This is a genomic window from Verrucosispora sp. WMMA2121 (assembly GCF_027460185.1).
In the GTDB taxonomy this organism is placed as follows: Bacteria; Actinomycetota; Actinomycetes; order Mycobacteriales; family Micromonosporaceae; genus Micromonospora; species Micromonospora palythoicola.
Genome location: NZ_JAPZBH010000006.1, coordinates 2,867,779 through 2,893,597 on the forward strand (window position 1 = coordinate 2,867,779; position 25,819 = coordinate 2,893,597).

The following is a 25,819-nucleotide window of genomic DNA, read 5'->3' on the forward strand; positions in this document are numbered from 1 at the left end:
AATGCCCAACCCGGCACCGGAGGACACCATGCCAGCCTCGCGCGCGACCGTCCGCGCCGCGCTGTCGGCGATCCTGGGCCTGAGCATCGCCGGTTGCGGTGGCATCGGTAAGTCCGCCGACACCGGCGGCGCAACGTCCGCAACACCGCCCGGCATTACCGACCCGGCCACGGTACGGCCGAGCGAGACGACCGCGCCTCGGGGTGAAGAGATGAAGATCCAGATCACCATCATCGGGTACTGACGCACCCGGCAACGACCTCGTCCTCTACTACGGCGATCAGTCGTACTGCCCCGGCATCGTTATCCTCGGCCGCCTCGACGGCGACGCCGCCAGCCGCCTCGCCGACCTCGACGGCGCCGTTACCGCTACCGTCGATCCCCACGCCGCCTGAGCCACACCAACCCGTCTCATCGGAAGAAATAGCCGTGTCCGCCAATCCTCGGAGCAAGCGAGGCCACCTGTCACCGTGGGTCACACTCCTGCGGTCGCGCCCTGCGGCGCGTGGTCTCGCACCGTAGCCGGTGCCTGATAATGGTCCTCCTTAAGCGCGTCAACAGCGACGGTCCACGAGGTCGCATCCTCGCTGAGGACTCCGGTGACGCGCGGGATGGGCCCGGCGGGTCACCGGGCCCAACCAGGTCGCACGGCAACCGTCGATGTGGATTCGGCGAGAGCTACTCGCCCGGCGAGCCCGAGCCTGCCGCACTGGCATCGACTTCTAACGATGGCAATTTGATAACCAAGATCGGATGATCCCGGCTTTGGTGGCACCACGGCGGCAAAAGTTTTCTTGTCGCGCCGGCGCTTGCTGCCTGCATGATGGCCAGTCTGACCCCGCCCGGCGACGATTCTCATCGGACGGCGCGTGTTGTTTTCGTGCGGCTGCCCGTTGTTCGGCGCTGGTCCGATGGGTTGCGAGCAAATGACGGTCACGCTATGTTGGCAAACATATTGAAACATGACTATGTGGGCTGGTGGCCGGACCGCTCGCTGAGTCGCTGCACACAGGTGGCGCAGCCACCTACCACCTCAGGGGAGGACCGGCCATGCACATCCGCTCAGCCCGTTCCAGATTTCGCTCGGTGCTCGCCGCAATAGCGGTCGGGGCGCTGGCCGTCGGTGGATCGGCTATCGGAGTAGCTAACAACAGCACTGCCGCTCTGGCGGCAGCTTCCGCCGTGGAGGACGAGGGCGTCGACTGTTCGGTGTCGTTGCCCGGCTCGTTGACCGCGAACTCCCGGCTTCCCGACCCGTTCCGCAGGCTGGACGGCTCGCGTATCTCCAGCAGGGCGGACTGGCGATGCCAGCGGGCACAGATCAAGGAATTGGTCGAACGCTATGTCTACGGTGACAAGCCGGCGAAGCCGGCGAGCGTCACGGGGACGGTGTCGAGCAGCAACATCACGGTCAACGTGTCGCACAACGGTAGGAGTTCCAGCTTCTCGGCGAGCGTCCAGTTGCCCAGTGGTAACGGTCCCTTCCCGGCCGTGGTGGTGTTGGGTGGCTTCGGCGCGGACACGGCTGCCATTCGATCCGCTGGCGCAGCCGTCATCAACTACGACCCCTACGTCGTTGGTCGGGAGGGTACGCCGCGCAGCAACAAGCAGGGCGCGTTCTACAGCATCTACGGCAACACGAGCAGCACCGGGTTGCTGGCCGCCTGGTCGTGGGGGGTGAGCCGGATCATCGACGTCATCGAGTCCTACGGCGGCAACATCCTGCGGACCGACATCGGCGTCACCGGGTGTTCCCGATTCGGTAAGGGCGCATTCGCGGTCGGCGCGCTGGACCAGCGCATCGCGTTGACCATGCCGATCGAGTCTGGCAGCGCCGGTGTCCCCATCTTCCGCGGCATTCCCGGCGAGGGTGCCCAGAGCCTGAGCAGCGCATACGGCGAGCAGCCGTGGCTCGGCGACGCGTTCGGCTCCTTCACGGGTAACCCGAACAACCTGCCGGTAGACACCCACGAGATCGTCGCGATGATCGCCCCACGGGGTCTGTTCATCATGGACAACCCACACATCGCCAACCTCGGGCCACGCTCTGCCAGCGTCGCGGCACTGGGCGGCGCTGAGGTCTACAAGGCTCTCGGCGCGGGCGACAACATCACTTACTGGTCGGACGTGCAGGACGGCAGTCACTGCGCCAACCGGTCCGAATGGCGGACCCCGTTGCAGCAGCACATCCAGAAGTTTCTGCTGAAGACGGGCAGCTCCGCGGGCACCATGCGAATCGCCAGCAAGGCGGCCGGCAACCTGGCTCAGTGGCGAGACTGGCAGACGCCAACCCTCGCTGACGGCCCCACCACCCCGCCGCCCACCACCCCGCCGCCCACGACTCCGCCGCCCACCACCCCGCCGCCCACCACTCCGCCGCCCACGACTCCGCCCCCGACCGGCGGCAGTTGCACCGCGTCGATGACGCCCGGCACGGTATGGGGCGACCGCTACAACACGTCGGTGACGGTCAGCGGGGCCAGCACCTGGACGGTGGTGGTGGCCATCACCGCGCCGCAGAAGGTCTCGACCACCTGGAGCGGCAGCTTCAGCTGGGACGCCAGCGGAAACATCATGACCGTCCGGTCAAACGGCAGCGGAAACACGTTCGGCTTCACCACCATGATGAACGGCAACAGCTGGGCCCGACCTCAGGTCAGGTCCTGCACCACAGGATGACACCGGTGCCCGCCGCTCGTGATCAGCGGAGCGGCGGGCCTCCGGTGACAAGGAGTCGGTCGGGCTCGCCGCCCTTCTTCAGCTGCTTCCCCAGGAGGCTTAGTGGAGTGGGCTGAGGTTCCCCGGGATGTGGACACTGACCAACCCCCGGCCACGCCACACAGGTTGAAGATCAAGTTAGGCGCGGTAAAGTTGATTACCGGCTCGGGTGATGACCAGCTCCGGCACCACGGTCTGCGCGGACAGACGAGTCAGGCTCATCACCAGTTCGGCCACGTCACCTGCCGTGATCATCTTCTCTGGCGGGATCCGGTTGTGGACCCAGGCGCTCATGTCCGTGTCGACGTAACCCGGGCTGACTGCGGTGGCCGTCACTCCGGCATCAGAGGCTTCTACATTGATCGACCGGCACAACGCGCCGAGTGCCGCTTTGGATGCTCCGTAAGCGGCCAGGCCGGGCTCGGCGTACACACCGGTGATGGACGAGATCGCAATGATCTTGGCGCCGTTCCTCGCGTCCTGGGCAGCAGTGGCGCGCATGAGCGGCATGAGCTCGTGGACCAGGGTGTAGGGGGCCCGTACGTTGACCGCGACCTGCTTGTCGAAGCGGCGCAGGCCGACCGTCTCGATCGGACCAGCCGTGCCGACGCCAGCCGCCAGGACCAACGCGTCCAGCCGGTGGTAGGCCGCCACGTGCGCGTGGGCGACGCGCAGTACGTCGGCCTCCACCGCCATGTCGGCTGACTCGACCCGCACCTGGACGTCATGGCAACGCAGCGCGTCGGCGACTTCTGCCAGGCGTTCGGCGTTGCGGGCGCAGATCGTCAGGTCGTGCCCCGTGTGGGCCAGGCGCTGGCAGATGGCGCGTCCGATGCCACCGGTGGCACCGGTGACCAGCGCCACCGGACGGGACGGCGGTGTCGGTGTCACGATGGCCTCCCGACCTGCAGCGCACGCAGACCACCGGCCACCAGCTCGGGTACGGCTGCTCCCACGGTCTCGAAACCGTCTCCGACCGTGAGCCCGTGGCGGTATCGGGCGTGGATGCCCTCGGCGATGACGGCGATTTTGAAATAGCCGAGGGCGAGGTAGTACTCGAGCCGCCCCAGGTCACGACCGGAAGCGCGGGCGTACCGTTCGGCCAGACTCTGCACTGACGGCATCCGCTCGCTCACGCTGGCCGCCGAGCCCACGAGCACCGGCTCGAACGCCGGATCCCGGTAGACCAGGTGTAACCCGAGGTCCGCCAGGGGGTCACCGAGGGTTGCCATCTCCCAGTCCACGACCGCTCTGACCGTCGCGATGTCCTGCTCGTCGAGGATTGTGTTGTCGATGCGGTAGTCACCGTGGACGACCGAGGCGCCGCTTTCGGCCTGCCCATCCTCGGCGAGCTGGCCACGCAGCTTCTCGATGTCGGTCAGCTCGCGGGTGGTCACCCGCTGCCACTGGCTGTACCAGCGGTCCACCTGCCGGCGCAGATACCCTTGCGGGCGCCCGAAGTCGGCCAACCCGATGTCCCGGTAGGGCAGGTCGTGAAGCCGTGCCAAGCCGTCGATCAGCGTGAACGCGCATCGTTCGACATCACCGTCGTCGTGCCGGCTGAGATCCGTCCGGCTCCGCAGTACCTGGCCCGGGACGTGCTCCACGACGGAGAACGGCACGCCGATGACCGAGACGTCCTCGCACAACGTCACCGGTCTGGCGACGGGGACGCCGGTACCGTGCAGGGCGGCTACGACCCGGTATTCGCGGCTCATGTCGTGCGCGGACGGTGTGAGTCCACCGAGGGGAGGCCGACGCAGCACCCACCGGGCGTACCCGTCGGTCAGCAGGTAGGTGAGATTGGACCGGCCGCCGTGCAGGATTTCGGCCTCGACCGGGCCACGCACCTCGGGAACGTGCTCGGTGAAGTACCGCTGCAATGCCTCCAGCGGGAGGCCTCTGGGTTGGCTGCTCACGCCGGGGTCGCTCCGTCCGAGTTGGCCCGGCGTAGTGCCGAGAGTGCGATCGACCATCGGTGTACCTCCGAGGGGCCGTCGTAGATCCGGAACGGCCGTACCTCACGGAGGAAACGGCTGAGCGGGACATCTCCGGACATGCCGAGCCCGCCGCAGATCTGCATCGATCGGTCCACCACCCGCCACACCGCTTCCGCCGTGAAGGTCTTGGCGATCGAGGTCGACTGCTTCCATGGCCCGTTGGTGTCCAGATCCCAACAGCCCTGCATGATGAGTGCGCGGGCGGCGCTGATGTCGATCTCCGAGTCGGCGATCATCCCCTGTGCCATGCCGAGATCGCCCAGCCGGGATCCGAAGAGGCGCCGGTGTGCCGCGTACCCCAGTGCGATGCTGTGGGCCCGTCGGGCGATTCCGAGCCAGCGCATGCAGTGGGACAGGCGGCCGGGACCCAGGCGTACCTGCGCGTAGCGGTAGCCCGCACCCACCTCGCCCAGCACGGCCTCGTCGGGTACCACACATCCGTCGAAGACCACCTCGCAGTGGCCGCCGACGAAGCTCTGGTCGATGGTGTCGAGGTGACGTCCGACCCGGATGCCGGCGTTGTCGGCGTCCACGAGGAACATCGTGGCGCCGTCGCGGTCGCCCGGCTCGCCTGAGGTGCGGGCCATGCAGATGGCAAGGGCCGCCCCGTCGGCCCCGGTCGTGAACCACTTGTGCCCGTCGATCCGCCAGCCGCCGGAGACCTTGGTCGCCCTGGTGGCGAGAGCCGACGGGTCCGAGCCGGCACCCGGGCTCGGCTCGGTCATGGCGAAACAGGATCTCACCTGGCCGGCCGCCAGCGGCCGGAGGTAGCGCTCCTTCTGGTCGACGGTGGCGATCGCGTCGAGCAGGTGCATGTTGGCCTCGTCGGGGGCGGCGATGTTGAGCGCCAGGGGCCCGTACAACGACCAGCCGGCCTCCTCGAAGACCACGGCCCGGCTGCGCATGTCGAGCCCGTGACCGCCGTACCGCGCGGGTACGTGCGGTGCGAACACCCCTGCCTGCCGGGCCGCCTCCTGCAGCCGGAGTCGCAACCGCTCGCCGTCGGCGGCGAGGGCGTCGGCGTGGTGCTCCTCTTCCGGCACCACCACCTCGCGGACGAATGTGGCGGTCCGTCGAGCCAACTCCTCGACGTGGGGCTCGTGGTTCAGCGTGATGGCCAAGAGGGCTCCTGACGTCGCGGCGGATCCCGTGGAGCGCGGGTGGCTAATGATGATTAGCCTTCTTGATAGCAAGGACCTCGGTTGGTGGTCAAGAGACATGCTCAGGTAGTGTCTTGTATCCCATAATCAGCACTAGCCGCTCGATTCCTAAGGGAGGTTGACCGCATGGCGGGCACGCGGGACGCGCAGATCTTCGAGGCCGCCCTTCGCCTGTTCGCCGAGCGCGGTTACCGCGCCACCACGATGGCCGACATCGGCGACGCCGTCGGCATCCGGGGCCCCAGCCTGTACAAGCACGTCGGTTCCAAGCAGGAGATCCTGGCTGGAATCATGACCGCGACGATGGATCGTCTCCTGGCCAACCATCACGCCGCGGTAGCCGACTGTGCGGACGTGACCGAGCGGCTGCGTCGCGCCACCGAGTCCCACGTCCGCTTCCACGTCCGGCACCGGCTGGAGGCGTTCGTCGGGACCCGCGAGATCCCCAGCCTCGACGAGCGCAACCGCCAAGGCGTGGTTGATCAGCGGGCCCGGTACGAGCGCGCATTCCGCGACCTCATCGAGGAGGGCCGCGGTTCAGGTCACTTCAGGGTGTCGTCGGCGAAGCTCGCCTCCTACTCGATCCTGGACCTCGGCATGGGCACCTCCGTGTGGTACCGCGAGGGTGGGGGTCTGACCGAGGACCAGGTCGTCTACCAGTACGGCGAGTTCGCGCTGCGGCTGGTCGGCGTGCGGACAGCCGACGATGCCGCGACCGCACACCTGATGCGATGACCGGCCGGCAGTCTGCCGGTGTCGGTCAACCAGCGGTCGCCACCGCACTGACTGGCTCCGCCGACACCAGCAGCTCTCGCCGGCCTACCGGCGAGGCCTCGCGACTGGCCGCCGTGGCGGGGCTGTCATGCCGGATTCGGCACGGCATCACCGTCGAGGCGGGCGACGGCCGGCGGATTCGATACGTGCGTCCGGCGGTTGGCGGGATCCGGAATTTTCTGGTCCGGCGCCAGGCCGCGAACCAGGTAACTCCAGAACTGGTACGCGACCTCGCGCGACCGGAGCGCACCACGAGGCTCGTACCACTGGTAGGCCCAGTTGCACATGCCGTAGGCGGCGAAGGAGGCGAGGCGGACGTCGACGTCGCGGAACACCCCGCTGCCGATCCCGTCGGTGAACACCTGGAGCACCATGTCGTCATAACGCTGGCGCTTCTCCCGGATGTTGTCCTGAGCTGATGCCGGCAACTCACGGAAGTGTTCGAAGAACACCCGCACGTGTCCGCGGTGTGTCTCCATCAGTTCGAGGATGTCGGCCATGACCTCCAGGAGAAGTTGGTCGGGCCCGAGCCCGGCGCCGAGTCGCCGCTGATGACGGGAGACCAGCAGCTCGATCAGCTCGTCGTGGATCCAGTGCAGGATTTCGTCCTTGCTCTGGAAGTAGTGGTAGAGCGTCGCCTTCGCCACGCCGACGACCTCCGCGATGTCGTCCATGGTCGTGCTGGCATAACCGCGGTCGTCGAACAAGTTGGCGGCGGTGTGCAGGATTTCGCGCCGACGCTCCTCGGCGGTCATGCGGCGCCGCGCCAGTCGATTGGCCGACGCCGCCCTGGTGCCCGGGGGCGTACGGCTGTCCGATCTCTTCACCAGCCACTCCTACCGACTTCGATCTCTGGCTCTCAGGCTAGACCGACTGGTCGGGTGTGTCGACCCGCCGCTGGTTCTGAGCCGAGTACCCGCAGGTCGTGCCATGGTAGCGCGGTGCGACTGCAGAACCCTTGACACCTCCGGCAGGCCATCCCTACTGTGCGACGAAACAGCCAACCGACCGACCAGTCGGTCGGCACGGTCCGCCGACAGGGAGGACACGATGGTCACGCGTGATGTGCGTCGCCGCCTGTACCGGGAGATACTGCGCGTCGCCCTCTGGGAGGGCCGGCTGTTGCGGTTCATCGAGGAGGGCCGTACCTCCGGCTTCTACCACGCCGGCCGTGGTCAGGAGGCGACCGCGGTCGGTGCGACCGCGGTCCTCCGCCAGGACGACTACCTGCTCTACGACCACCGCGGCATGGGGCATGCCATCACCAAAGGAGTACCGATCGACCGCCTCTTCGGCGACTTCCTCGGTACCACGCAGGGCACCACAGGCGGTCTGGGCGCAGGAATCGTGCACATCGCCTGGCCCGAGGTGGGAGTGCTCGGCCAGAGCGGCACCCTTGGCGGTTCCTTTCCCATCGCCGCCGGCGCCGGCCTCAGTATCCGACACCGGAACACCGACCAGGTCGTCCTCTGCTTCTTCGGTGACGGGGCCGCCAACCGGGGCACCTTCCACGAGGCCGCCAACGCGGCGGCGCTGTGGAAACTGCCGGTGATCTGGCTGTGCGAGAACAACGGCTACGCCGTCTCCGTTCCCGCCGCCGAGGCGCTCAGCGTGCCGCAGGTCGCCGACCGTGCCGCCGCCTACGGCATGCCGGGCGAGGTCGTCGACGGCATGGACCCCGACGCGGTCTACACCGCCGTCGCCGCCGCGGTCGACCGGGCCCGGGCCGGTGCCGGCCCGACCCTCATCGAAGCGATGACCTACCGCTTCCGCGGTCACTACGAGGGGGATCCGACGAACTACCGCACGGCGGAGGAACTCGCCGCCTGGCAGGCGCGCGACCCGCTGACGACGTACCCCGAACGGATGCTCCAGGCCGGTGATGCGACCAGGGAGTGGCTGCGGGCCACGCACGACGAGGTTGCGGCCGAGATCGAGGAAGCCGCCACGGTCGCGCTCCGCGGCGAGAAGCCCGGCCCCTCCCGCATCCTCCAGCACGTGTACGCCTGAACGGAGCTTGATAAATGCCGATCATGAGCTACGCGAAGGCCATCCGCCGGGCCATCGACGAGGAACTGGAGCGCGACGACACGGTCTTCGTGATGGGCCAGGATGTCGGTGCCTTCGGCGGCGTCTTCGGCGTCACCAAGGGGCTCCAGGCCAAGTACGGCAAGCACCGGGTCTTCGACACGCCCATCTCGGAGAACTTCCTCGTCGGTGGTGGCGTCGGAGCGGCACTCACCGGCACCCGGCCGGTGGTCGAACTTCAGTACGCGGACTTCATCGAGGTCGCGATGGACGAGGTGTACAACAAGGCGGCCAAGTGGCGGTACATGCACGGCGGCCTGTTCACCGTGCCGCTTGTCATCCGGGCACCGGAAGGCGCGGCCAACGGCGCTGGGCCCGAGCATTCCCAGTGCCCGGAAGGTCTGCTGCTGTCCGCCGCCGGCCTGCACGTGGTGACGCCGGCGACCCCGGCCGACGCCCTTGGCCTGTTGAAGAGCGCGATCCGATCCGACAACCCCGTCGTCTTCCTCGAACACAAGGGGCTGTACGGCCTGAAGGGCGAGGTGCCGGACGGCGAGCACCTGGTGCCGATCGGGGTGGCCAACACCGTACGCCCGGGCCGCGACGTCACGGTCGTGGCGTGGACCTCCATGGTGCACCGGGCGACGGCCGCCGCCGAGCAGTTGGCGGCAGAGGGCGTGGAGGTGGAAGTGATCGATCCGCGGGGTGTTCGCCCGCTGGACACCGAGACGATCCTGGCCTCGGTCCGCCGTACCGGACGGCTGGTCGTCGGTAGCGAGGCACCCGCGGCCGGGGGAGCTGCCAACGAGGTTGCCGCCTTGGTGGCCGAGGCCGCGATCGAGTACCTGGCGGCACCGGTGACCAGGGTCTGCGGCAAGGACATTCCGCTGCCGCAGAGCGCGGAGCTGGAGCAGTTGGCCATACCGACCACCGACGACTTCGTGGCGGCCTGCCGTCGCGCCATGGGCTGACGAAACGGAGGACAGGATGCACAAGCTGTTCCTGCCCCGGCTGGGGCAGACCATGGAAGAGGGGCTGCTCGTCGCGTGGCTGGTCGAGCCGGGGCAGAGCTTCGAGGCGGGCGACGACCTTTACGAGGTGGAGACCGAGAAGGTCACGGCCAGCGTGCAGGCGAGCCTGCCGGGTCGAATGCTGCGGATACTCGTGGAACCGAGCAGCACGGTGCCGGTCGGCGCGTTGATCGCCGTGGCGGCCGACCCCGCCGATCCGGACACCGTGGCCGAAACCGCTGTCGACGATCTCATCGCGGGGCGGGCGTCGGCACCGGCCACCGGTGAGCCCGGTCTGGCCGACTTGCCGTCGGCGCCGGTCGATGCCCCGCAGACGGGCCTCCCGCGTACCGGACCGGTCCGGGCGATGCCACGCACGCGGGCTCTGGCCCGTCGTCTGGAGGTGGACCTGAGCGACGTCCCGGGCACGGGCCCGGACGGTCTGGTCACCGAGCGGGATGTGGAGTCGCACGCGCCGGCATCCGTCGCGGCGCAGCCGTCTGCGTCGCCGGTCCCTGCCCCGTCGCCGGTCCCTGCTCCGCCGCCGGTCCCTGCTCCGCCGCCGGTCCCTGCGCCGTCGCCTGCCGCTGCGCCGCCCCGATCCACGAGCGTCCCTGCCCGCCCGGGTGCACCGCGCATCCGCCAGCGGATGCCGCTGGCTCCGATCGCCCGACGGATGGCGTCCGTGGTGACGCGCAGTTGGACGGAGATTCCCCAGTTCAGCCAGGGTGTCCAGGTCGACGCGACCGCCCTGCGCCGCCGCCGCGACGGGTTGCGCGAGCGTACGGGACTGCCGATCGGGTTCAACGACCTGATCCTCGATGCCCTGGTGCGCAGCGTGGGGGAGGTGCCGGAGGCGAACGCGAGTTTCGAGGGGGACGACGTCGTCATGTGGGGCGACGTGAACGTCTCCATCGCCGTGGACACGCCCTCGGGACTGCAGGTTCCGGTCCTGCGGTCGGCCCAGGAATACACGATCAGTGGTCGTGCGAGGCGGCTGCGTGAACTGGTGCAGCGGGCCCGGGCTGGTGATCTCGGCCTGGCGGACGTCAACGACGGCACGATCACCCTGTCGAACCTCGGCATGTACGGCGTCGACCACGGCACTCCGCTGGTCACGCTGCCGCAGGCATGCATCGTCTTCGCCGGTGCCGTTCGTGACGTGGTCACCGCGGTGGACGGTGCCATCGCGGTACGGCCGTCGCTCACCGTCACCTCGGCGTTCGACCATCGGGTACTCGACGGCGCTACCGCCGCGCGGTTCACCGGCGTCCTGCGTCGCAATCTGGAGTCCGAGACTGATCCCTAACCGACCGAATGGTCGATTGCAGCCCCGGGATCCCGTCACTGCCCCTACTGGCAGACACCACGCTCCACGCGGCGACAGTCATACGTCAGCCGCTGATCGTCCAGGTCAGGACGGTCGATCACGTACAGATCGTTGACGACGCCGAAACCGCGAATTTACGATCCGACACAGTTCCACCGACTGGTCAGTCGACTCGTAGCGCGGCGAGGACGAGCGGAAGGACCGCAATGGCAGACCTCAAGGCCCTGGCCACCGCACAGTGTGACGCCTGGAACGCACACGACCTGGAAGGCTACCTCTCCTACTTCAGCGACGACGCCGTCTACACCTGCCCCGGCCGCGTGATCAGGGGCAAGGACGCCATCCGTTCGTACATGCTCACCCTGACCGAGGCATTCCCCGACGAGAACCTCACGTACAAGCCGTTCGTGGCCGAGGGCGACACCGTTGTCATGCGGTTCGAGGCGCGGGCGACGCACTCGGGGGTATTCCGGGTCAGCCCACGCCGCCAGCTCGCCCCGAGCGGCCGCAGCTACCTCCTCGATGTCGTCAGCATCGCCACCTTCGACGGCGACAAGATCGTCAAGCTTGAGGACTTCTTCGACCTGTACGACTTCGCGTTCAAGCAGATGCAGTTCCCCCTCCCGACCTCCGCCGCCGCACGTTGACCTGACCTGGAGGAAGACGATGACCCGCTTCACGGAACACCGCCGCTACCGGCGTGGATCGGTCCGGATCAGGCTGGCCGGCGCGGCCACTCTCGCAGCCGCCTTGTTGCTCAGCGCCTGCTCCGGTTCGGCGGTCAGCGGCGGTAACGGCGACTCGGGGTCGGCCTACCCCGATCCCGGTATCACCGACACCGAAATCAAGATCGGCGTCACCTACCCGTTTTCCGGCCCCGTCTCCGCCTACGGTGATCAGTACAAGGGCGCGGAGGCGTACGTCAGGTACGTCAACGAGGTCCAGGGCGGTATCCAGAGCGCCGACGGCAAGACCCGCAAACTGGTCGTCGAGGCACGCGACGATCAGTACGACCCCGGCAAGTCACTTGAGCAGGTCCGCAGACTCGTGGAGTCGGACAACGTCTTTGCGATCAATGGTGTGGTGGGCACGCCGCCGAACTCGGCGATCGTGGAGTACCTGAACAACGCCGAGGTGCCGCACCTGTTCGCCGCCACCGGTGCGACGAAGTGGGGAGCCCAACCCGACGTCTGGCCGTGGACGGTCGGCTTCCAGCCGGCCTACTCGCTGGAGTCGACCGCCCTCGTGCAGCACCTTGAGCAGGCGGACCCCGACGCCACCGTGGCGATCCTGTACCAGAACGACGACTACGGCAAGGACTTCCTCGCCGGATTCGAGTGGGCTGTCGAGCAGTCCGACTCGAACATCAAGATCGTGGCGAAGGAGTCGTACGAGACGGCCGACGCGAGCGTCGACTCCCAGATGGCCCGCCTCGCCGCCAGCAACGCCACCGTCGCCAACCTGATCACCACGCCGAAGTTCGCGGCACAGGCACTGGTCAACCTTGCCCAGTCGAGCTGGGATCCGCAGACCACCCTGCTGCCCAGCCCATCCGCGTCGATCTCGGCGACGATCGAACCGGCCGGCTTCGACAAGGCCCAAGGTGTCATCACTGCGCTCTACTTCAAGGACCCTGCCGATCCGCAGTGGGAGGCCGACGAGGGGATGCGCGAGTACAAGGACATCCTGACCAACTACGGATCCGTGCAGAACCTCAGCGAGAACATGCCGGTGCACGGTTTCATGCACTTCTACGCCCTGGTGGAGGCGCTGAAACTGATGGAGGAGCCCACCCGCCAGGGGCTGATGGACGCCGCCCTGAGCATGTCCAACATCCAGCACCCGATGCTGATCCCGGGCAGCAGCATCAACACCACTCCCGACCACCGATTTCCCGTTGAATCCCTGCAACTCATGAGGTTCGAGGGGGAGAAGTGGGTCTCTCTCGGCGGGCCTCTCAATCTGCAGGGCCGCACGCCGAAACTCACCGTCGAACAGCTTTCCGGTCAGTAGACCGGGACCGGTGTGGCGCCGCAGGGCGCCGCACCGGTAGCCGGTGGCCGCACCGCCCGAACCTGTTTCCGGTCGCAACCACGACGGCGAAGGAGAGACATGACCGACCAGCTGCTCGCCCGACGAAGCGAGCCCGAGGCGGGGAAGAACACCCTGCTAGAGGTCTGCGACGTCGGTATCCGTTTCGGCGGCTTGCGTGCACTGCACGACGTCAGCTTCACCGTGGGCCGCGACCAGGTTGTCGGGCTCATCGGACCGAACGGTGCCGGCAAGACGACCCTGTTCAACGTCATCACGCGGGCCTATCGCGCCGACACCGGATCGGTCCGGTTCGACGGCGTCGATCTGCTGACCCGGCCGGCACACCAGATCGCGCAGCTCGGCGTCGCCCGTACGTTCCAGAATCTGGGACTGGTTCCCGCGCTCGACGTGCGCGGGAACGTGCTGCTCGGCGCCAACGCCCGCAGCCGACACGGCGTGATCAGCGCCGGGATCGGGTTCGCTCGTACCGCCCGGCGTGAACGTGAGGCGCGGGAGCGTACCGAGATCGTGCTCCGCGACCTCGGGCTCGCCCAGGTTGCCTCGCTGCGCCCGGACGCCCTGCCGTTCGGCACACTCAAGCGGATCGAGCTGGCTCGTGCCATCGCCGCCGAGCCGTCGCTGCTGATGCTCGACGAACCGGCGAACGGTCTGTCCGCGGCCGAGGTCGACGAGTTGTCCGACCTCATCCGAACGCTGCGGCGGACCTACCGGCTCACCATCCTGCTGGTCGAGCACAACATGCGCATGGTGATGGATCTGTCGGACCACATCGTCGTACTGAACTTCGGACAGGTGCTCGCGCAGGGGACACCGGCCGAGATTCGTAGCGACGACGCCGTCGTGTCGGCCTACCTCGGCGAGTCGTCGGCCCGGGACGGGGGTACGTCATGACTCTGCTCGAACTCAGCGACGTGACGGCCGGATACGGGGGGCGCAACGCCGTGCGGGACCTCAATGTCCGTATCGCTCCCGCCGGTCGGGTCGCCGTACTCGGCGCGAACGGGGCCGGGAAGTCCACTCTGCTCCGGGCGATCAGCGGACTGATCGACGTCACCGGCTCGATCCGCTTCAACGGCGAGGAGATTCGAGGTCGCCGACCGCAGGAGATCGTGTCCCGTGGCGTGGCGCACGTGCCGGAGGGCCGGGGCACGTTCGGCCAGCTGACGGTCGAGGAGAACCTGACGGTCGGCGCCTTCACCCGCAAGGACGGCGAGGTGGCCGAGGACATCGACAAGGTGTACGGCTACTTCCCGGTGCTGCGGGAGCGGCGGCGGCAGAAGGCAGCCGCGCTCAGCGGTGGGGAGCAGCAGATGCTCGCCATCGGCCGAGCGCTCATGCTGCGGCCGAGGCTGCTGCTGCTCGACGAACCGTCGCTCGGCCTCGCCCCCAGGGTGACCGCGGATGTGTTCGCCATCCTCCGGGAGATCCACGGCGATTCGGGCGTCGGGATTCTGGTCGTGGAGCAGAACGCCGAGCTGGCCCTCGCCTTCGTCGACCATGCGTACGTGCTGGAGACCGGGCGGGTCGTCGCCGCCGCCACATCCGACGAGCTGCGTGGCGACGCGCACCTCCGCCGCGCCTACCTGGGGTACTGACATGGAGCAACTGGCAGAGCAGATAGTGTCCGGGATCGGCAACGGAGCAATCTACGCGTCGCTGGCCGTCGCGCTCGTGCTCGTTTTCCGCTCCACCGGCGTGATCAACCTCGCCCAGGGTGAGATGGCGATGTTCTCCACCTTCGTCGCCTGGCAACTGACCGCGATCGGGCTGAACATCTGGCTCGCCTTTCTGATCACGGTCGTGCTGTCGATGGCGGCCGGCGCCGGGATCGAGCGCGTGCTGATCCGACCGTTCCGCAAGCGCGACGAGCTGACCATCATCATCGTCACACTCGGCCTGTTCCTGATATTCAACAGCCTGGCGGGCTGGATCTGGTCGTACACGATCCGGCCGTTCCCCAGCCTGCTCCCGGATGGAACCCTCGACATCGGGCCGGTACGGACCTCGATCGCCACCCTCGGGACGCTGGCAATCGTGCTCGCGGCAACATTCCTGCTCTTTCTGCTGTTTCAACGCAGCAAGGTGGGTCTGGCCATGCGCGCGGTGGTGGACAACGGCACCTCCAGCCAGCTGGTGGGCATCCCGATCGGCGCGGTGCTCAGTCTCGGCTGGGCGTTGGCTGCGGGAATGGGGGCGATGTCCGGGATTCTGATCGCTCCGAAGCTGTTCCTCGAACCCCACATGATGTTCGGCGTGCTCATCTACTCCTTCGCCGCCGCAACCCTGGGCGGCTGGGACAGTCCGATCGGCGCGGTGATCGCCGGGCTGCTGGTGGGTGTCGGCCAGAATCTCGCCGCCACCTACATCCCGTGGATCGGCTCCGATCTCACGATCGTGTTCGCCCTGGCCACCATCCTGGCCGTCCTGCTGGTGCGCCCGGCCGGACTCCTCGGTTCGAAGGAGGTGGCGCGGGTATGAGCGCCTTTCCGATCGTCGTCAGTCCACGTCGGGCGCGCCATGTCACCCGCGCGGCGGTCAGCGTCGTGCTCCTGGTCGCGCTGGCGATTCCGTTCTTCATGACGGCGTTCAGCGTGTTCCAGGTCAGCCTGATCCTCGCCCTGGCGATCGGCGTGCTGGGGCTCAACCTCCTGGTCGGCTACGGCGGGCAGGTCTCGCTCGGACACAGCTTCTTCATCGCCGTGGGTGGATACACCAGTGGGGTACTCATGGCCGACCACGGCTGGAATTTCTTCGCGACGCTCATTCCGGTCGCCCTGTTCTCGGGCGGGGCCGGCCTACTGCTCGGCTTTCCTGCACTGCGGCTGAGGGGTCTGTACCTCGCGCTGGCCACCCTGGCGTTGGCGTTGTCGACCGGGCCGCTGCTGCGGCGCTTCGAGGGGCTGACCGGCGGGGTCCAAGGTGTCATCGTGCCGACTCCTGACTGGCTGCGTGACAGCCCACTGGGCAAGGACGCGAGCGTCTACTACATCGTCCTGGCGGCGATGCTGTTGGTGACCTGGCTGGTATCGCGGATCACCAGCGGCTACAGCGGGCTGGCCCTGGCCGTCATCAAACAGAACGAGATCGTCGCGCGCAGTCAGGGCGTCGACACCGCCCGCTGGAAGACCGCCCTGTTCGGCACGAGCGGTATGCTCGCCGGCCTCGGTGGTGCCTTCTACGTGCTCGCCATCGGCTTCATCGCGCCACAGTCGGTAGGCGTGATGCTGTCGATCTTCCTACTCGCGGGTGTCGTCATGGGCGGCCTGGGTTCGGTCTGGGGTGCGCTTTTCGGCGCGGCGATCGTGCACCTCCTGCCGCAGTACGCCGCGGATGTCAACCAGGGTCTGTCCGGAATGGTGTTCGGCGTCGCCATCATCGCCGTGATGTTCCTGATGCCCGGTGGCTTCGTTCAGCTGTTCCGAACCGCGCTCGGGAAGCTCGTCCAGGTACGGGACGAGGCGAGATCCGCCGAGGAGGAGATGGGCAATGCCGGCAACCTGGCTGACGCGCGGTCCGGGTGACCTGCTGACCGCGCTCGACGACAACGCGGAGCACCGCCCCGACCACCTGGCGGTCCAGTGGCGGGGACGCAGCCTCACGTACGCCCAACTGGCCACCCGCACGCGTCAGGTCGCCGGCGCCATGGCGGCCGACGGCATCGCCGCCGGACACCGGGTGGCCGTGCTCGCACGCAACCGGGTCGAACTGGTCGAGGTCTACTTCGCCGCCCTCGTGCTGGGCGCCGTGCCGGTGGTGCTCAACTGGCGCCTGGCGACGGCGGAGCTTCGCGCCATCGTCGAGGACGCCGAGGCGAGGCTCGTCGTCGTGGATCCGCAGGTGCCGTCCGCGGACGGCCTCGTCGACCCGACGCGCGACGGTCCCGCGATCGTGCTGTTGGCCTCGACCATGGGCAACGAGATGGCGTCGACGCGCGGGCGCGACTACGACACGTGGGTGGGCGAAGCTGTGCCGATCGCGGGTCGGAGCAGCTCCGACCTCGACGACACCTGCGTGCAGCTCTACACCTCCGGCACCACCGGACGACCCAAGGGGGTCCTGCTCAGTCACCGCAACATGTGGTCATTGCTCAGCGGCGCGCACGAGGACTGGCGGGTGATGCCGGGCTCGGTCCTGCTGTGCCCGCTGCCGGCCTTCCACATCGGCGGGCTTGGCTGGATCCTTGTTTCGGTCGCCCGGGGTGCCACCGTGGTGCTCCTCGAGGAGGCTCGGCCGGATCTGATCCTACGGTCGATCTCCGCGCACGGCGTCACCCACGTCATCCTGGTGCCCGCTCTGATGGCCTCCATCGTTGAGCAGCAACTCCGGGATCGCCTGGACATCAGGGCGCTGGAGATCATCGTGTACGGCGCCTCGCCGATACCACGTAGTCAGCTGCGGGAGGCTCTTGAGGTCCTGGATGCGGACTTCATCCAGGCCTACGGGATGACGGAGAGCTGTAGCTCGATGACCCAGCTGGGACCGGAGGCGCATCGGGAGGCGGCCGGGCAGCCCGAGCCGGCCGAGGGCGAGCCTGATCTGCTGCGCTCCTGCGGGCGTCCGCGCCGAGGCATCGAGCTGTCGATCCGCGCACTGCACGACGGCACCGAGTTGCCTGTCGGTGAGGTGGGCGAGGTCTGGGTGCGTAGTGCCCAGGTCATGGCCGGTTACTGGCGGCGGCCCGAGGAGACGGCGGCGGTGCTGATGCCCGGGGGGTGGCTGCGGACGGGCGACATGGGCTACTTCGGGCCTGACGGCCATCTGTATCTCTGCGACCGCGTCAAGGACATGATCATCTCTGGTGGCGAGAACATCTTCCCCGCGGAGGTGGAGAGCGTCCTGCTCGACCACCCTGCCGTGGCGGAGGTGGCCGTGATCGGGGTCCCGAGCCAGCGTTGGGGTGAGCGGCCCAAGGCTTACCTCGTGTTGGTGCCGAGCGCGGCGACGCCCGATCTGAAGGACATCCGCGCCTTCTGCCGGGCGAGGCTCGCGAGCTTCAAGTGTCCTGACGAGATCGAGGTCGTGCCGACGCTGCCCCGCAACGCCTCCGGGAAGCTGCTCAAGAAGGAGTTGCGGAGGCTCGTCACCCCAAGCTTACCGACTGGCCAGTCGAGTAGCGTTCGGTAGCAGCTCGCCAGAAGGGCAGCGACAGTGGATTTAGTCATTGACCGTGCATGGGCTTGGCCAGTACGGTCGACCGACCAGTCGGTTGGGAGAAGATGATGAGCACTGAGGAGCTCGGCCCGTACCGTGTGCAGGTGAGCGCTGAGGGTGCCACCCTCAGCTCCGCCCAGTGCGGAGCGTGCCCCCGATGCCGGGTCGGCGATCCGGCCCACTGCACCTCGGCGAACACCGCGCGCACCGACCGCAACGGGCCACCGGTCGCGTCGGCGCCGCTGCTGCTCGACGCCATCAGCGTCGTGGACATGGTGCTCGCCAGCGGAATGCCGCTCGGCGCGGTGCAGGTACGCACCCAGGACCACCGGCACGCCGCCGCCGTGTGCGACCTCGTACGTACCGTCGTGGCGGATGTCCTGCCGGGCGAGGCGTCCCGGGACGAGTGGATCGCCCGCGGACGGCCGGGACGCGCGGACGTGGTCATCGATCTCGACGGGGATCTCGCGTGGGCCGCTGCCACGGTACGCCGTGGCGGTGCCGCCGGTGTGCCAGGCATCGCCCGGACCACGCCCACGCCGACGACGATCGTGCAGCGGGAGATTCGGCTGCTGCAGCGCCGGGACCTGATGAGCGCGTGGGAACTACTCGCCGCCGGCCTGATCGGAAGGGATGCGTCATGAGTAGGGACGAGGCGCCGGTAGCCGTCGTCACCGGTGCCGGCCGGCCGGGTGGGATCGGCCAGGAGATCGCGGCCGGATTGCTGGCCGACGGCTACCGGGTGATCGTGTCGGACCTCGCCACACCGATGAGCTCACACCCCGACTACGAGTCCGCCACCGCGACGATGCTCGACCGCACGGCCAGCGGACTCGCGCAGACGACCGGTGGCGACGTCCTAGCCGTGCCCTGTGACGTCCGGCGCGCGGCGGAGGTCGACGCGTTGTTCGCCGCCGCCGTCGACACGTTCGGGCGACTCGACGTGGCCGTGAACAACGCGGGTCTCGCGGTCGGTCTCACCGACGTGGTCGATCTCAGCGAGGCCGACTGGCGACTCAACCTCGACGTGATGGCCACGGGCACCTTCCTGTGCAGCCGGGCCGCGGCGCGCATCCTCGTCCGGCAGGGCCGCGGCGGCCGGATCATCAACATGGCGTCCCAGGCGGGCAAGACCGGCCAACCCTCGATGGCCGCCTACACGGCCGCGAAGTTCGCCGTCCTCGGGTTCACCCAGAGCCTTGCTCACGAGTTGGGGCCGCACGGTGTCACCGTCAACGCGGTCTGCCCGGGCACCGTGCTCACGCCGCTGCTCGACGTCAAGGGAGGCGTGTTCGAGACCTACCCCAAGCGGTTCGGGATCGATCCGGAGCGCTACAAGACCAAGCTGCTCCGGCAGATCCCGCTCGGACGCTTCGCGGTGCCGGGCGACATCGCCGACATGGTGCGGTTCCTTGCCTCGCCACGGGCGGCCTACGTAACGGGAGAGTCGATCAACGTGACCGGCGGTCAGGAGATGCATTGAGCGGGTATCGGCAGGCGGTGTTCCGTGCCGCAGGCGCGGTGGAGATCGTCGAGGTGCAACGGGCCGAACTCGGCCCACGGGACGTGCTGCTCCGGGTGACGGCGTGCGGGGTCTGCGGCTCCGACGTCGGGAGCTACCTGCACGGTCACTATGTGAAACCGGGCCAGGTCATGGGTCACGAGATGGCCGGGCGGGTGATCGCCGTCGGCGCCGAGGTCGAGTTGGGGCCCGGGACCCTCGTGGCGGTTCGTCCCCTGCGGACCTGCGGCAGATGCTGGTACTGCGCACGAGGTGACGCGCACCTGTGCGGCCGCAGCGCGGCCCGCAGCCTCGCCTACGGACTGGCTGGCGGCTTCGCCGAGGAGGTGCTCGTGCCGGACGCCGTCATCGGCCGCGACGTCGTGCCGGTGCCCGAGCACGTCGATCCGGAGGACCTGCTCTGGGCGGAGCCCCTGGCGGTCGCGATCCGCGCGATCACGCTCTCCGCGGCGTCCGCCGGCGATCAGGCGCTGGTGGTCGGTGCCGGATCCGTCGGACTGTGCGTGATCGGCGCGCTCATCGCCGGTGGCGTGCGCGTCGACGTTGTCGAGCCGCGGCCGGTCCGGCGCGCGGCGGCCGAGGTGCTCGGCGCGAGGACCGTTACCGCGGACGAGGTGGCCACCGGCCGTCACGACGCGGTCTTCGAGGCGTCCGGTGCCTCGGGCGGGCTGGCCACCGCGGCGCGTGCGGCCGAGCGGGCACCGCTGGTACTGCTCGGCCTGTCCGACCGGCCCATTCCGGTTGAGGCGGCACACGCCGATCTGCGCGGTGCGTTCGCCTACCTGGATCGCGACTTCCACCGCGCGATCAGCCTGATCGTCGACGGGCGCGTGTCGATGCGCGCGGCGGTGTCGCATCGGTTCCCGCTCGACGAGACCGGAGCCGCCATCCGCGCCAGTGCCACCGACGAGACAGCCGTCAAGGTGCTCGTGGTGCCCACCACCGAGCCAGCCGAACAGCCGCAGCCCTGCGCGGCGTAGGAGGCAACGATGCCCATCAGCGAGCACGCACAAATTCATGGTCACCTCGCGCCACGCGAGACGCTGGCCGGTCCCGGGACGTCCGGACAGGTCGGCTCGGTGCTGCGGGCAAGGGGTGTGGCACCCGGCCCGGTACTGGTGGTCGCGGACGCCGCCGTCACCCAGCTCGGTCTGCTTGCCGACCTGCTCACCGGTCTACATGCTGCCGACTTCGTGACCGACGTCTTCGACCAGGTCTCCGGCGAGCCCGGCGAGGCCGTTGTCGACGCCGCCGCCGCCCAGGCCCGCGAGCGGGGCGTGACAGCGGTGATCGGGATCGGCGGGGGTAGCGCCATGGACGCCGCCAAGGTCGCGGCGCTGCTCGCGACCAATTCGGGCGCCGCCGCCGACCACGTGGGGGTGGTGGAGCCGCAGCGGTCGCTGCCGCCGCTGGTGCTCGTGCCGACGACGAGCGGTACGGGTTCGGAGGCATCCCGAATTGCGATGATCACGGTCGGTGGTGTCAAGCGCGTCATCAGCTGCAGCCAGTTCGTGCCCTCGATCGCCGTGCTCGACGAGCAACTGGTGACCGGGCTGCCCAGCACGGTCGTCGCCGCCACCGGCATGGACGCGCTGGCTCACGCGATCGAGTCGATGTTGTCGACGCTCCGCACGCCCTTCACGCTGGCACTCAGCGCCCAGGCGATCACCATGCTGCGCGCGAACCTCGAACCTGCCGTCGCGGGCGACGGCGCCGCCCGCGGCCGTACGCTCTACGCCGCGCACCTGGCTGGGATCGCGCTCAACGCCGGCGTGGTGCTGGGGCACAGCCTGGCCTACGTGGTGGCGCGGCGTTCGCCGTTGCCGCACGGCACCTGCTGCGCCCTGGCGCTGCCGTACTGCCTGGCCTACAACGCGGCGGTGCCAGCCGAGATCGGTGTACACCTGGCCGAGCTGCTGACCGGCCGGGCCGGTAGCACGCTGGCGGACGCCGCCCAGGAGGTCGCCGCCCTGACCGCCCGTCTCGGACTACCCGGCCACCTGTCGGAAATCGGGATTCGACCCACGGAGGTTGCGCTGATGGCCACCGAGATCATGCGTGACTATCCGCGGCCCAACAACCCGGTGCCGCTTACCGAGACCGCCGTACGAGATCTTCTGACCCACATGGTCGAAGGAGATCTGAGCGGCGCGTGGGCCTCGTCGCCGACGGTGGTGTCCGCATGAGTACGACCGCGGCGACCGAGATCAGGAACGTCGAGACGCTGGTGGCCGGTGAGTGGCGCGGTGCCACCCAGGGCGCGGATCTGGAGGTCCGTGACCCGGCGGACCTGCGCGAGGTGGTGGCGCGGGTACCGGCCCTGACGGCTACCGACATCGACAGCGCCTATGCCGCAGCCATCCGGGGCGCGCGGGCCTGGGGGCGCACCTCGGGCCTCGACCGGGGTGCGGTCCTGCTCAGGACGGCGAGTCTGCTGCGCGACCGTAGCGCCCCGATCGTCGCCGACCTGGTGCGCGAGATGGGCAAGACGGGAGCCGAGGCGAGCATCGAGCTGACCAAGGCGGCCGACTTCTTCGAGTACTACGGCGGACTGGCTCGCTCGGCGACCGGGTACAGCCTCAACGACGGCCGGCCCGGCACGACCACCAGCGTGAGGTACGAGCCGGTCGGCGTCGTACTGGCCATCACGCCGTGGAACGACCCGCTCCTGACCCCGGCCCGCAAACTGGCCCCCGCGTTGGCCTGCGGCAACGCCGTGCTGCTGAAGCCCGCCACGGACACCCCGCTGGTGAGCGTGCGGCTGGCCCGCGCACTTGTGGACGCCGGGCTGCCCGCCGAGGTGTTGTCGGTGCTCACCGGCCGCGGTGCGGACATATCGGCCGCGCTGTTGGACGACCCGAGACTGGCCGCCGTGACCTTCACCGGCAGCAACGAGGTCGGAGCCGCCATCCACGCCTCGGTAAGCGGTCGAAACCTGCGGGTACAGACCGAACTGGGTGGCAAGAACGCCACGGTGGTGCTCGCCGACGCCGACCTGACCCTCGCCGCCGACACCATCGTGGCGGCGGCCTTCGCCCAGGCAGGCCAGAGGTGTACGGCGACAAGTCGGGTGATCGTCGACCGGCGGGTCAGCGCCGGCCTGCTCCAGTTGCTGCGTACCCGGGTCCGCGCCCTCGTGCTGGGGCCGGGCGGCGAGCCCGGAACAGCGATGGGACCTGTGATCAACGAACGGCACCGCGTCGCGGTGCTCGACCACGTCAACGCCGCGGTCGCGGCCGGAGCGACGGTCGCGGAGGGCGGTACGGCACCGGACGACGGGCGGCTGGCACACGGCTGCTTCGTCCAGCCGACGATCCTCACCGGGGTGACCGCCGACATGGACATCTGGCGCGAGGAGGTCTTCGGCCCGGTGCTCGCTCTGCTGGAGGTCGACGGCTTCGACGAGGCGGTCGCCGCGGTCAACGACTCGGAGTTCGGGCTGGCGGCGGCGCTGTTCACGCGCGACCTGTCCCACGCAAACCTCTTCCTCGACCGCGCCGACACCGGTCAGGTGGCAGTCAACCTGCCCACGTCGGGTTGGGACGTGCACCACCCGTTCGGCGGATTCAAGGCATCGGGATCTCCGTTCAAGGAGCAGGGCACCGAGGCCCTGCACTTCTACTCGCGCGTCAAGACCTGTGCGGTGCGGTTCGCGTGGTGACCTCGCCATTCGATCTGACCGGCCGTACCGTGCTGGTGACCGGCGGCGGGCGTGGCCTCGGTCGGGCGATGGTGCTGGCGGCGGCTGGCGCGGGTGCCCGCGTGGTGGCCGTCGCCCGCTCGGCCTTGGAGCTTGAGGAGACGGCCCTGGCCGGCGGCCCGAGGGTGGTGCCGCTGCGTTGGGACCTGTTAGCCGATGCCGACCAGGCCGGTCACGCGGATGCGTTGGTGGCCGAGGCCGAGCGGCTGGCCGGGCCGGTGCACGGGGTTGTCCACGCCGCGGGTGTGCAGAGCCGGTCACCGGCGGCCCACTTCCGGCCCGAGGAGTGGCGGCGGGTCCTCGCGGTCAACCTGGACACGCCGTTCTTCCTCAGCACGTCGCTGTACCGCGCCCAACGCGCCCGCTCCGCGGGCGGCAGCCACGTCTTCATCGGCTCCCTGGCCAGCGCCATCGGCCTGCGCGACGTCGCGGCGTACGCGGCGAGCAAGAGCGGCGTCCTGGGCCTCACCCGCTCGCTGGCGGCCGAGTGGGCGGCCGACGGGGTACGGGTGAACTGCCTGGCTCCTGGCTACTTCCGGACGGCGCTCACCGCCGACCTGCTCGACGACCAGGAACGGCACACGTGGATCAGGTCGCGGATCCCCATGCGCCGCCTTGGCACGCCGCAGGAACTCGGTGGCGCCGTGGTCTTTCTTCTCGCTGAGGCGTCAACGTACGTCACCGGTCAGATGATTGCCGTAGACGGAGGGTGGCTGGCCGCATGAGTAGCAGGAAGCAGACCGTCGGAGTTGTCGGCGGCGGCATACTCGGGCTGGCGGTCGCACGGGAACTGCTGCTGCGCCGGCCCGGCACCAGCGTCACGGTCTTCGAGAAGGAGGACCGACTCGCCGCACACCAGACCGGCCACAACAGCGGCGTGGTGCACGCTGGCCTCTACTACCAGCCCGGCTCCCTGAAGGCTCACCTCTGTCGCCGAGGCGCGGGCCTGCTGCGGGAGTACTGCGCCGAGCACACGCTGCCCTACCGGGAACTCGGCAAGCTCGTGGTGGCCCTGGACCGCGCGGAACTGCCGGCGTTGGACCGGATCGAGGACCGGGCGCGGAGCAACGGCGTGCCGGACCTGGCGCGGCTCGACCGCGCCGGCATCGCCGATCGCGAGCCGGCGGTGGCCGGCATCGCCGCACTGCACTCACCCCGTACCGCGGTGGTGGACTTCGCCGCGGTCTGCGAGCGTCTCGCCGCAGACGTACGGCGGCTCGGCGGTCGAGTGCTGACGTCCACCGAGGTACACCGCATCAGACCGGGGGTCGGGCATATCGAGGTGTCGGCAGGTCAGGAACGGTATCTCGTGGGCCGGCTCGTGGTGTGCGCCGGTCTCTCCGGTGACGCGGTGGCGGCGATGGTGCGTGGCCGCGGCGACGCCCGCATCATCCCGTTCCGTGGCGAGTACTACCTGTTGCGGGCTGGTCTGCGTGACCGTGTGCGAGGGCTGGTGTATCCGGTGCCGGATCCGCGCTACCCGTTCCTCGGTATTCATCTGACCCGCCATGTCGACGACGAGGTGCTGGTCGGACCGAACGCCGTTCTCGCCCTGTCCACTCAGGGATACACCTGGCGTGATGTCAGCCTTCCTGACCTGGCACGGATGGCGGTGTGGCCGGGAACGGCCAGGATGGCACGGCGGCACTGGCGTACCGGGATGTACGAACTGGCCGGCTCGCTGTCGCGCCGACGCTTCGCCGGGCGCGCCGCGCGCTACCTACCCGGGCTCACCGCAGCCGATCTGGCGCCGGCACCGGCCGGTGTCCGCGCTCAAGCGGTCGCCCGCGATGGATCTCTCGTCGACGACTTCCTGATCGAGCGGGTCGGACCGATCATGCTGGTCCGTAACGCGCCGTCGCCGGCGGCGACCTCCAGTCTTGCCATCGCCGAACACGTCGTAGCCCAGTTGGAGGACGGCGATGCCTGAGTTCGTGGTGACGGTACCGATCCGGTTCAGCGACCTGGACGTGTTTGGCCACGTCAACCATGTTCGGTACCTGACCTACTGCGAAGACCACCGTACGACGATGCTGCGCTGCCTGGAGCAGGACACGGGGGTGCGCTGGACTGAGGACGGGTTCGTCATCGCCCGGGTCGAGTGCGATTACCTGTTGCCGGCGGCGCTCAGTGACGACACGCTGGATGTCGGCCTCACCGTCGATCACGTCGGTCGAACGTCCGTCCGGGCCACCTACCGACTGCGCCGCAGTCGTGACGGGGCCGAGGCGGCCGTCAGCCGGCAGGTGCTGGTGCTCGTCGATGGCGGCAGGCCGAGACCTGTCACCGATGTCGAGCGCGAGTGGCTGATCCGGTACGGCGACGTCCCGGACACCGTGGTTTCGTACCGCGGCAAGCGTTGACCCGTTGT

The 25,819-nt window shown here is 68.8% G+C and carries 25 protein-coding genes and 1 pseudogene; 22 read left to right on the forward strand and 4 right to left on the reverse strand.

The annotated features are described in order from the left end of the window. Nucleotide 1 precedes the first annotated feature (1 nt). From O7605_RS21780 to O7605_RS21785, 3 genes and pseudogenes are all read left to right on the forward strand, one after another. The gene (locus O7605_RS21780) at nucleotides 2-244 is read left to right on the forward strand and encodes a hypothetical protein (protein WP_269740859.1); all 243 of its coding nucleotides are present in this window, start codon (nucleotides 2-4) and stop codon (nucleotides 242-244) included. Between the two features lie 13 nt (nucleotides 245-257). After that, nucleotides 258-395 (forward strand): annotated as a pseudogene (locus tag O7605_RS32200) (cyclophilin-like fold protein); the annotation flags it as partial. Nucleotides 396-1,050: 655 nt separating this feature from the next. Further along, entirely contained in the window at nucleotides 1,051-2,679 is a 1,629-nt protein-coding gene (locus O7605_RS21785; protein WP_269740860.1) for a glucuronyl esterase domain-containing protein, read from the forward strand. A 177-nt stretch (nucleotides 2,680-2,856) separates the two neighbouring features. Here O7605_RS21785 and O7605_RS21790 read toward each other — a convergent pair whose 3' ends face one another. The 3 genes from O7605_RS21790 to O7605_RS21800 are packed head-to-tail and all read right to left on the reverse strand — an operon-like array spanning nucleotide 2,857 to nucleotide 5,839. Continuing rightward, nucleotides 2,857-3,582, reverse strand: a complete 726-nt coding sequence (locus tag O7605_RS21790; RefSeq protein WP_269740861.1) for an SDR family NAD(P)-dependent oxidoreductase — start codon at nucleotides 3,580-3,582, stop codon at nucleotides 2,857-2,859. A 23-nt stretch (nucleotides 3,583-3,605) separates the two neighbouring features. Continuing rightward, a complete protein-coding gene (locus O7605_RS21795; protein WP_269740862.1) occupies nucleotides 3,606-4,637 on the reverse strand; it encodes a phosphotransferase family protein in 1,032 nt (343 codons plus the stop codon). Then, nucleotides 4,634-5,839, reverse strand: a complete 1,206-nt coding sequence (locus tag O7605_RS21800) for an acyl-CoA dehydrogenase family protein (RefSeq protein ID WP_269740863.1) — start codon at nucleotides 5,837-5,839, stop codon at nucleotides 4,634-4,636. The genes O7605_RS21795 and O7605_RS21800 overlap by 4 nt, the downstream gene beginning before the upstream one ends. 165 nt (nucleotides 5,840-6,004) lie before the next feature. Here O7605_RS21800 and O7605_RS21805 point away from each other — a divergent pair, with 165 nt between their 5' ends. After that, the gene (locus O7605_RS21805) at nucleotides 6,005-6,613 is read left to right on the forward strand and encodes a TetR/AcrR family transcriptional regulator (protein WP_269740864.1); all 609 of its coding nucleotides are present in this window, start codon (nucleotides 6,005-6,007) and stop codon (nucleotides 6,611-6,613) included. Between the two features lie 125 nt (nucleotides 6,614-6,738). Here O7605_RS21805 and O7605_RS21810 read toward each other — a convergent pair whose 3' ends face one another. Next, nucleotides 6,739-7,479 carry a TetR/AcrR family transcriptional regulator gene (locus O7605_RS21810; protein WP_269740865.1) on the reverse strand — a complete coding sequence of 247 codons (741 nt, stop codon included), beginning with the start codon at nucleotides 7,477-7,479 and terminating at the stop codon, nucleotides 6,739-6,741. 223 nt (nucleotides 7,480-7,702) lie between these two features. On the opposite strand from O7605_RS21810, the gene O7605_RS21815 reads away from it, so the two are divergent. The 18 genes from O7605_RS21815 to O7605_RS21900 all read left to right on the forward strand — a co-directional run bounded on the left by O7605_RS21815 (nucleotide 7,703) and on the right by O7605_RS21900 (nucleotide 25,811). Further along, on the forward strand, nucleotides 7,703-8,662 hold the full coding sequence (locus tag O7605_RS21815; RefSeq protein WP_269740866.1) for a thiamine pyrophosphate-dependent dehydrogenase E1 component subunit alpha: 960 nt from the start codon (nucleotides 7,703-7,705) through the stop codon (nucleotides 8,660-8,662). 14 nt (nucleotides 8,663-8,676) lie between these two features. Beyond that, complete coding sequence (locus tag O7605_RS21820) at nucleotides 8,677-9,651, forward strand: alpha-ketoacid dehydrogenase subunit beta (RefSeq protein ID WP_269740867.1); 975 nt, start codon at nucleotides 8,677-8,679, stop codon at nucleotides 9,649-9,651. Between the two features lie 16 nt (nucleotides 9,652-9,667). Further along, nucleotides 9,668-10,999, forward strand: a complete 1,332-nt coding sequence (locus O7605_RS21825) for a dihydrolipoamide acetyltransferase family protein (protein ID WP_269740868.1) — start codon at nucleotides 9,668-9,670, stop codon at nucleotides 10,997-10,999. Nucleotides 11,000-11,226: 227 nt separating this feature from the next. Beyond that, on the forward strand, nucleotides 11,227-11,667 hold the full coding sequence (locus O7605_RS21830) for a nuclear transport factor 2 family protein (RefSeq protein ID WP_269740869.1): 441 nt from the start codon (nucleotides 11,227-11,229) through the stop codon (nucleotides 11,665-11,667). 19 nt (nucleotides 11,668-11,686) lie between these two features. Continuing rightward, nucleotides 11,687-13,033, forward strand: coding sequence for an ABC transporter substrate-binding protein (locus O7605_RS21835; protein ID WP_269740870.1), 1,347 nt, complete (start codon nucleotides 11,687-11,689; stop codon nucleotides 13,031-13,033). 99 nt (nucleotides 13,034-13,132) lie between these two features. Beyond that, the gene (locus tag O7605_RS21840) at nucleotides 13,133-13,966 is read left to right on the forward strand and encodes an ABC transporter ATP-binding protein (RefSeq protein ID WP_269740871.1); all 834 of its coding nucleotides are present in this window, start codon (nucleotides 13,133-13,135) and stop codon (nucleotides 13,964-13,966) included. Then, nucleotides 13,963-14,670 carry an ABC transporter ATP-binding protein gene (locus O7605_RS21845; protein WP_269740872.1) on the forward strand — a complete coding sequence of 236 codons (708 nt, stop codon included), beginning with the start codon at nucleotides 13,963-13,965 and terminating at the stop codon, nucleotides 14,668-14,670. Before O7605_RS21840 ends, O7605_RS21845 begins: the two co-directional genes overlap by 4 nt. Further along, nucleotides 14,630-15,553 (forward strand): branched-chain amino acid ABC transporter permease, encoded by a 924-nt coding sequence (locus O7605_RS21850; RefSeq protein ID WP_269740873.1) that lies wholly within the window; start codon nucleotides 14,630-14,632, stop codon nucleotides 15,551-15,553. The genes O7605_RS21845 and O7605_RS21850 overlap by 41 nt, the downstream gene beginning before the upstream one ends. 65 nt (nucleotides 15,554-15,618) lie before the next feature. Then, entirely contained in the window at nucleotides 15,619-16,596 is a 978-nt protein-coding gene (locus O7605_RS21855) for a branched-chain amino acid ABC transporter permease (protein ID WP_269740874.1), read from the forward strand. Continuing rightward, a complete protein-coding gene (locus tag O7605_RS21860; protein WP_269740875.1) occupies nucleotides 16,562-18,199 on the forward strand; it encodes a class I adenylate-forming enzyme family protein in 1,638 nt (545 codons plus the stop codon). The genes O7605_RS21855 and O7605_RS21860 overlap by 35 nt, the downstream gene beginning before the upstream one ends. A gap of 131 nt (nucleotides 18,200-18,330) precedes the next feature. Next, nucleotides 18,331-18,870, forward strand: coding sequence for a hypothetical protein (locus O7605_RS21865; protein ID WP_269740876.1), 540 nt, complete (start codon nucleotides 18,331-18,333; stop codon nucleotides 18,868-18,870). Beyond that, nucleotides 18,867-19,709 (forward strand): SDR family NAD(P)-dependent oxidoreductase, encoded by an 843-nt coding sequence (locus O7605_RS21870; protein ID WP_269740877.1) that lies wholly within the window; start codon nucleotides 18,867-18,869, stop codon nucleotides 19,707-19,709. Before O7605_RS21865 ends, O7605_RS21870 begins: the two co-directional genes overlap by 4 nt. Continuing rightward, entirely contained in the window at nucleotides 19,706-20,728 is a 1,023-nt protein-coding gene (locus O7605_RS21875) for a zinc-dependent alcohol dehydrogenase (RefSeq protein ID WP_269740878.1), read from the forward strand. Before O7605_RS21870 ends, O7605_RS21875 begins: the two co-directional genes overlap by 4 nt. Nucleotides 20,729-20,737: 9 nt before the next feature. Further along, complete coding sequence (locus tag O7605_RS21880) at nucleotides 20,738-21,934, forward strand: iron-containing alcohol dehydrogenase family protein (protein ID WP_269740879.1); 1,197 nt, start codon at nucleotides 20,738-20,740, stop codon at nucleotides 21,932-21,934. Further along, nucleotides 21,931-23,409: an aldehyde dehydrogenase family protein gene (locus O7605_RS21885; RefSeq protein WP_269740880.1), complete on the forward strand. Its 1,479-nt coding sequence runs from the start codon at nucleotides 21,931-21,933 to the stop codon at nucleotides 23,407-23,409. The genes O7605_RS21880 and O7605_RS21885 overlap by 4 nt, the downstream gene beginning before the upstream one ends. Next, nucleotides 23,406-24,173 carry an SDR family NAD(P)-dependent oxidoreductase gene (locus O7605_RS21890; RefSeq protein ID WP_269740881.1) on the forward strand — a complete coding sequence of 256 codons (768 nt, stop codon included), beginning with the start codon at nucleotides 23,406-23,408 and terminating at the stop codon, nucleotides 24,171-24,173. The genes O7605_RS21885 and O7605_RS21890 overlap by 4 nt, the downstream gene beginning before the upstream one ends. Then, nucleotides 24,170-25,378: an L-2-hydroxyglutarate oxidase gene (lhgO, locus tag O7605_RS21895; RefSeq protein WP_269740882.1), complete on the forward strand. Its 1,209-nt coding sequence runs from the start codon at nucleotides 24,170-24,172 to the stop codon at nucleotides 25,376-25,378. Before O7605_RS21890 ends, lhgO begins: the two co-directional genes overlap by 4 nt. Then, nucleotides 25,371-25,811, forward strand: a complete 441-nt coding sequence (locus tag O7605_RS21900; protein ID WP_269740883.1) for an acyl-CoA thioesterase — start codon at nucleotides 25,371-25,373, stop codon at nucleotides 25,809-25,811. Before lhgO ends, O7605_RS21900 begins: the two co-directional genes overlap by 8 nt. Nucleotides 25,812-25,819 lie beyond the last annotated feature (8 nt).

What these genes read in the sequence shown, in the direction of transcription:
- O7605_RS21780 (WP_269740859.1), top strand. Translation starts at nt 2, where the DNA reads ATGCCCAACCCGGCACCGGAGGACACCATGCCAGCCTCGCGCGCGACC.
- O7605_RS21785 (WP_269740860.1), top strand. Translation starts at nt 1,051, where the DNA reads ATGCACATCCGCTCAGCCCGTTCCAGATTTCGCTCGGTGCTCGCCGCA.
- O7605_RS21805 (WP_269740864.1), top strand. Translation starts at nt 6,005, where the DNA reads ATGGCGGGCACGCGGGACGCGCAGATCTTCGAGGCCGCCCTTCGCCTG.
- O7605_RS21815 (WP_269740866.1), top strand. Translation starts at nt 7,703, where the DNA reads ATGGTCACGCGTGATGTGCGTCGCCGCCTGTACCGGGAGATACTGCGC.
- O7605_RS21820 (WP_269740867.1), top strand. Translation starts at nt 8,677, where the DNA reads ATGCCGATCATGAGCTACGCGAAGGCCATCCGCCGGGCCATCGACGAG.
- O7605_RS21825 (WP_269740868.1), top strand. Translation starts at nt 9,668, where the DNA reads ATGCACAAGCTGTTCCTGCCCCGGCTGGGGCAGACCATGGAAGAGGGG.
- O7605_RS21830 (WP_269740869.1), top strand. Translation starts at nt 11,227, where the DNA reads ATGGCAGACCTCAAGGCCCTGGCCACCGCACAGTGTGACGCCTGGAAC.
- O7605_RS21835 (WP_269740870.1), top strand. Translation starts at nt 11,687, where the DNA reads ATGACCCGCTTCACGGAACACCGCCGCTACCGGCGTGGATCGGTCCGG.
- O7605_RS21840 (WP_269740871.1), top strand. Translation starts at nt 13,133, where the DNA reads ATGACCGACCAGCTGCTCGCCCGACGAAGCGAGCCCGAGGCGGGGAAG.
- O7605_RS21845 (WP_269740872.1), top strand. Translation starts at nt 13,963, where the DNA reads ATGACTCTGCTCGAACTCAGCGACGTGACGGCCGGATACGGGGGGCGC.
- O7605_RS21860 (WP_269740875.1), top strand. Translation starts at nt 16,562, where the DNA reads ATGCCGGCAACCTGGCTGACGCGCGGTCCGGGTGACCTGCTGACCGCG.
- O7605_RS21870 (WP_269740877.1), top strand. Translation starts at nt 18,867, where the DNA reads ATGAGTAGGGACGAGGCGCCGGTAGCCGTCGTCACCGGTGCCGGCCGG.
- O7605_RS21880 (WP_269740879.1), top strand. Translation starts at nt 20,738, where the DNA reads ATGCCCATCAGCGAGCACGCACAAATTCATGGTCACCTCGCGCCACGC.
- O7605_RS21885 (WP_269740880.1), top strand. Translation starts at nt 21,931, where the DNA reads ATGAGTACGACCGCGGCGACCGAGATCAGGAACGTCGAGACGCTGGTG.
- lhgO (WP_269740882.1), top strand. Translation starts at nt 24,170, where the DNA reads ATGAGTAGCAGGAAGCAGACCGTCGGAGTTGTCGGCGGCGGCATACTC.
- O7605_RS21900 (WP_269740883.1), top strand. Translation starts at nt 25,371, where the DNA reads ATGCCTGAGTTCGTGGTGACGGTACCGATCCGGTTCAGCGACCTGGAC.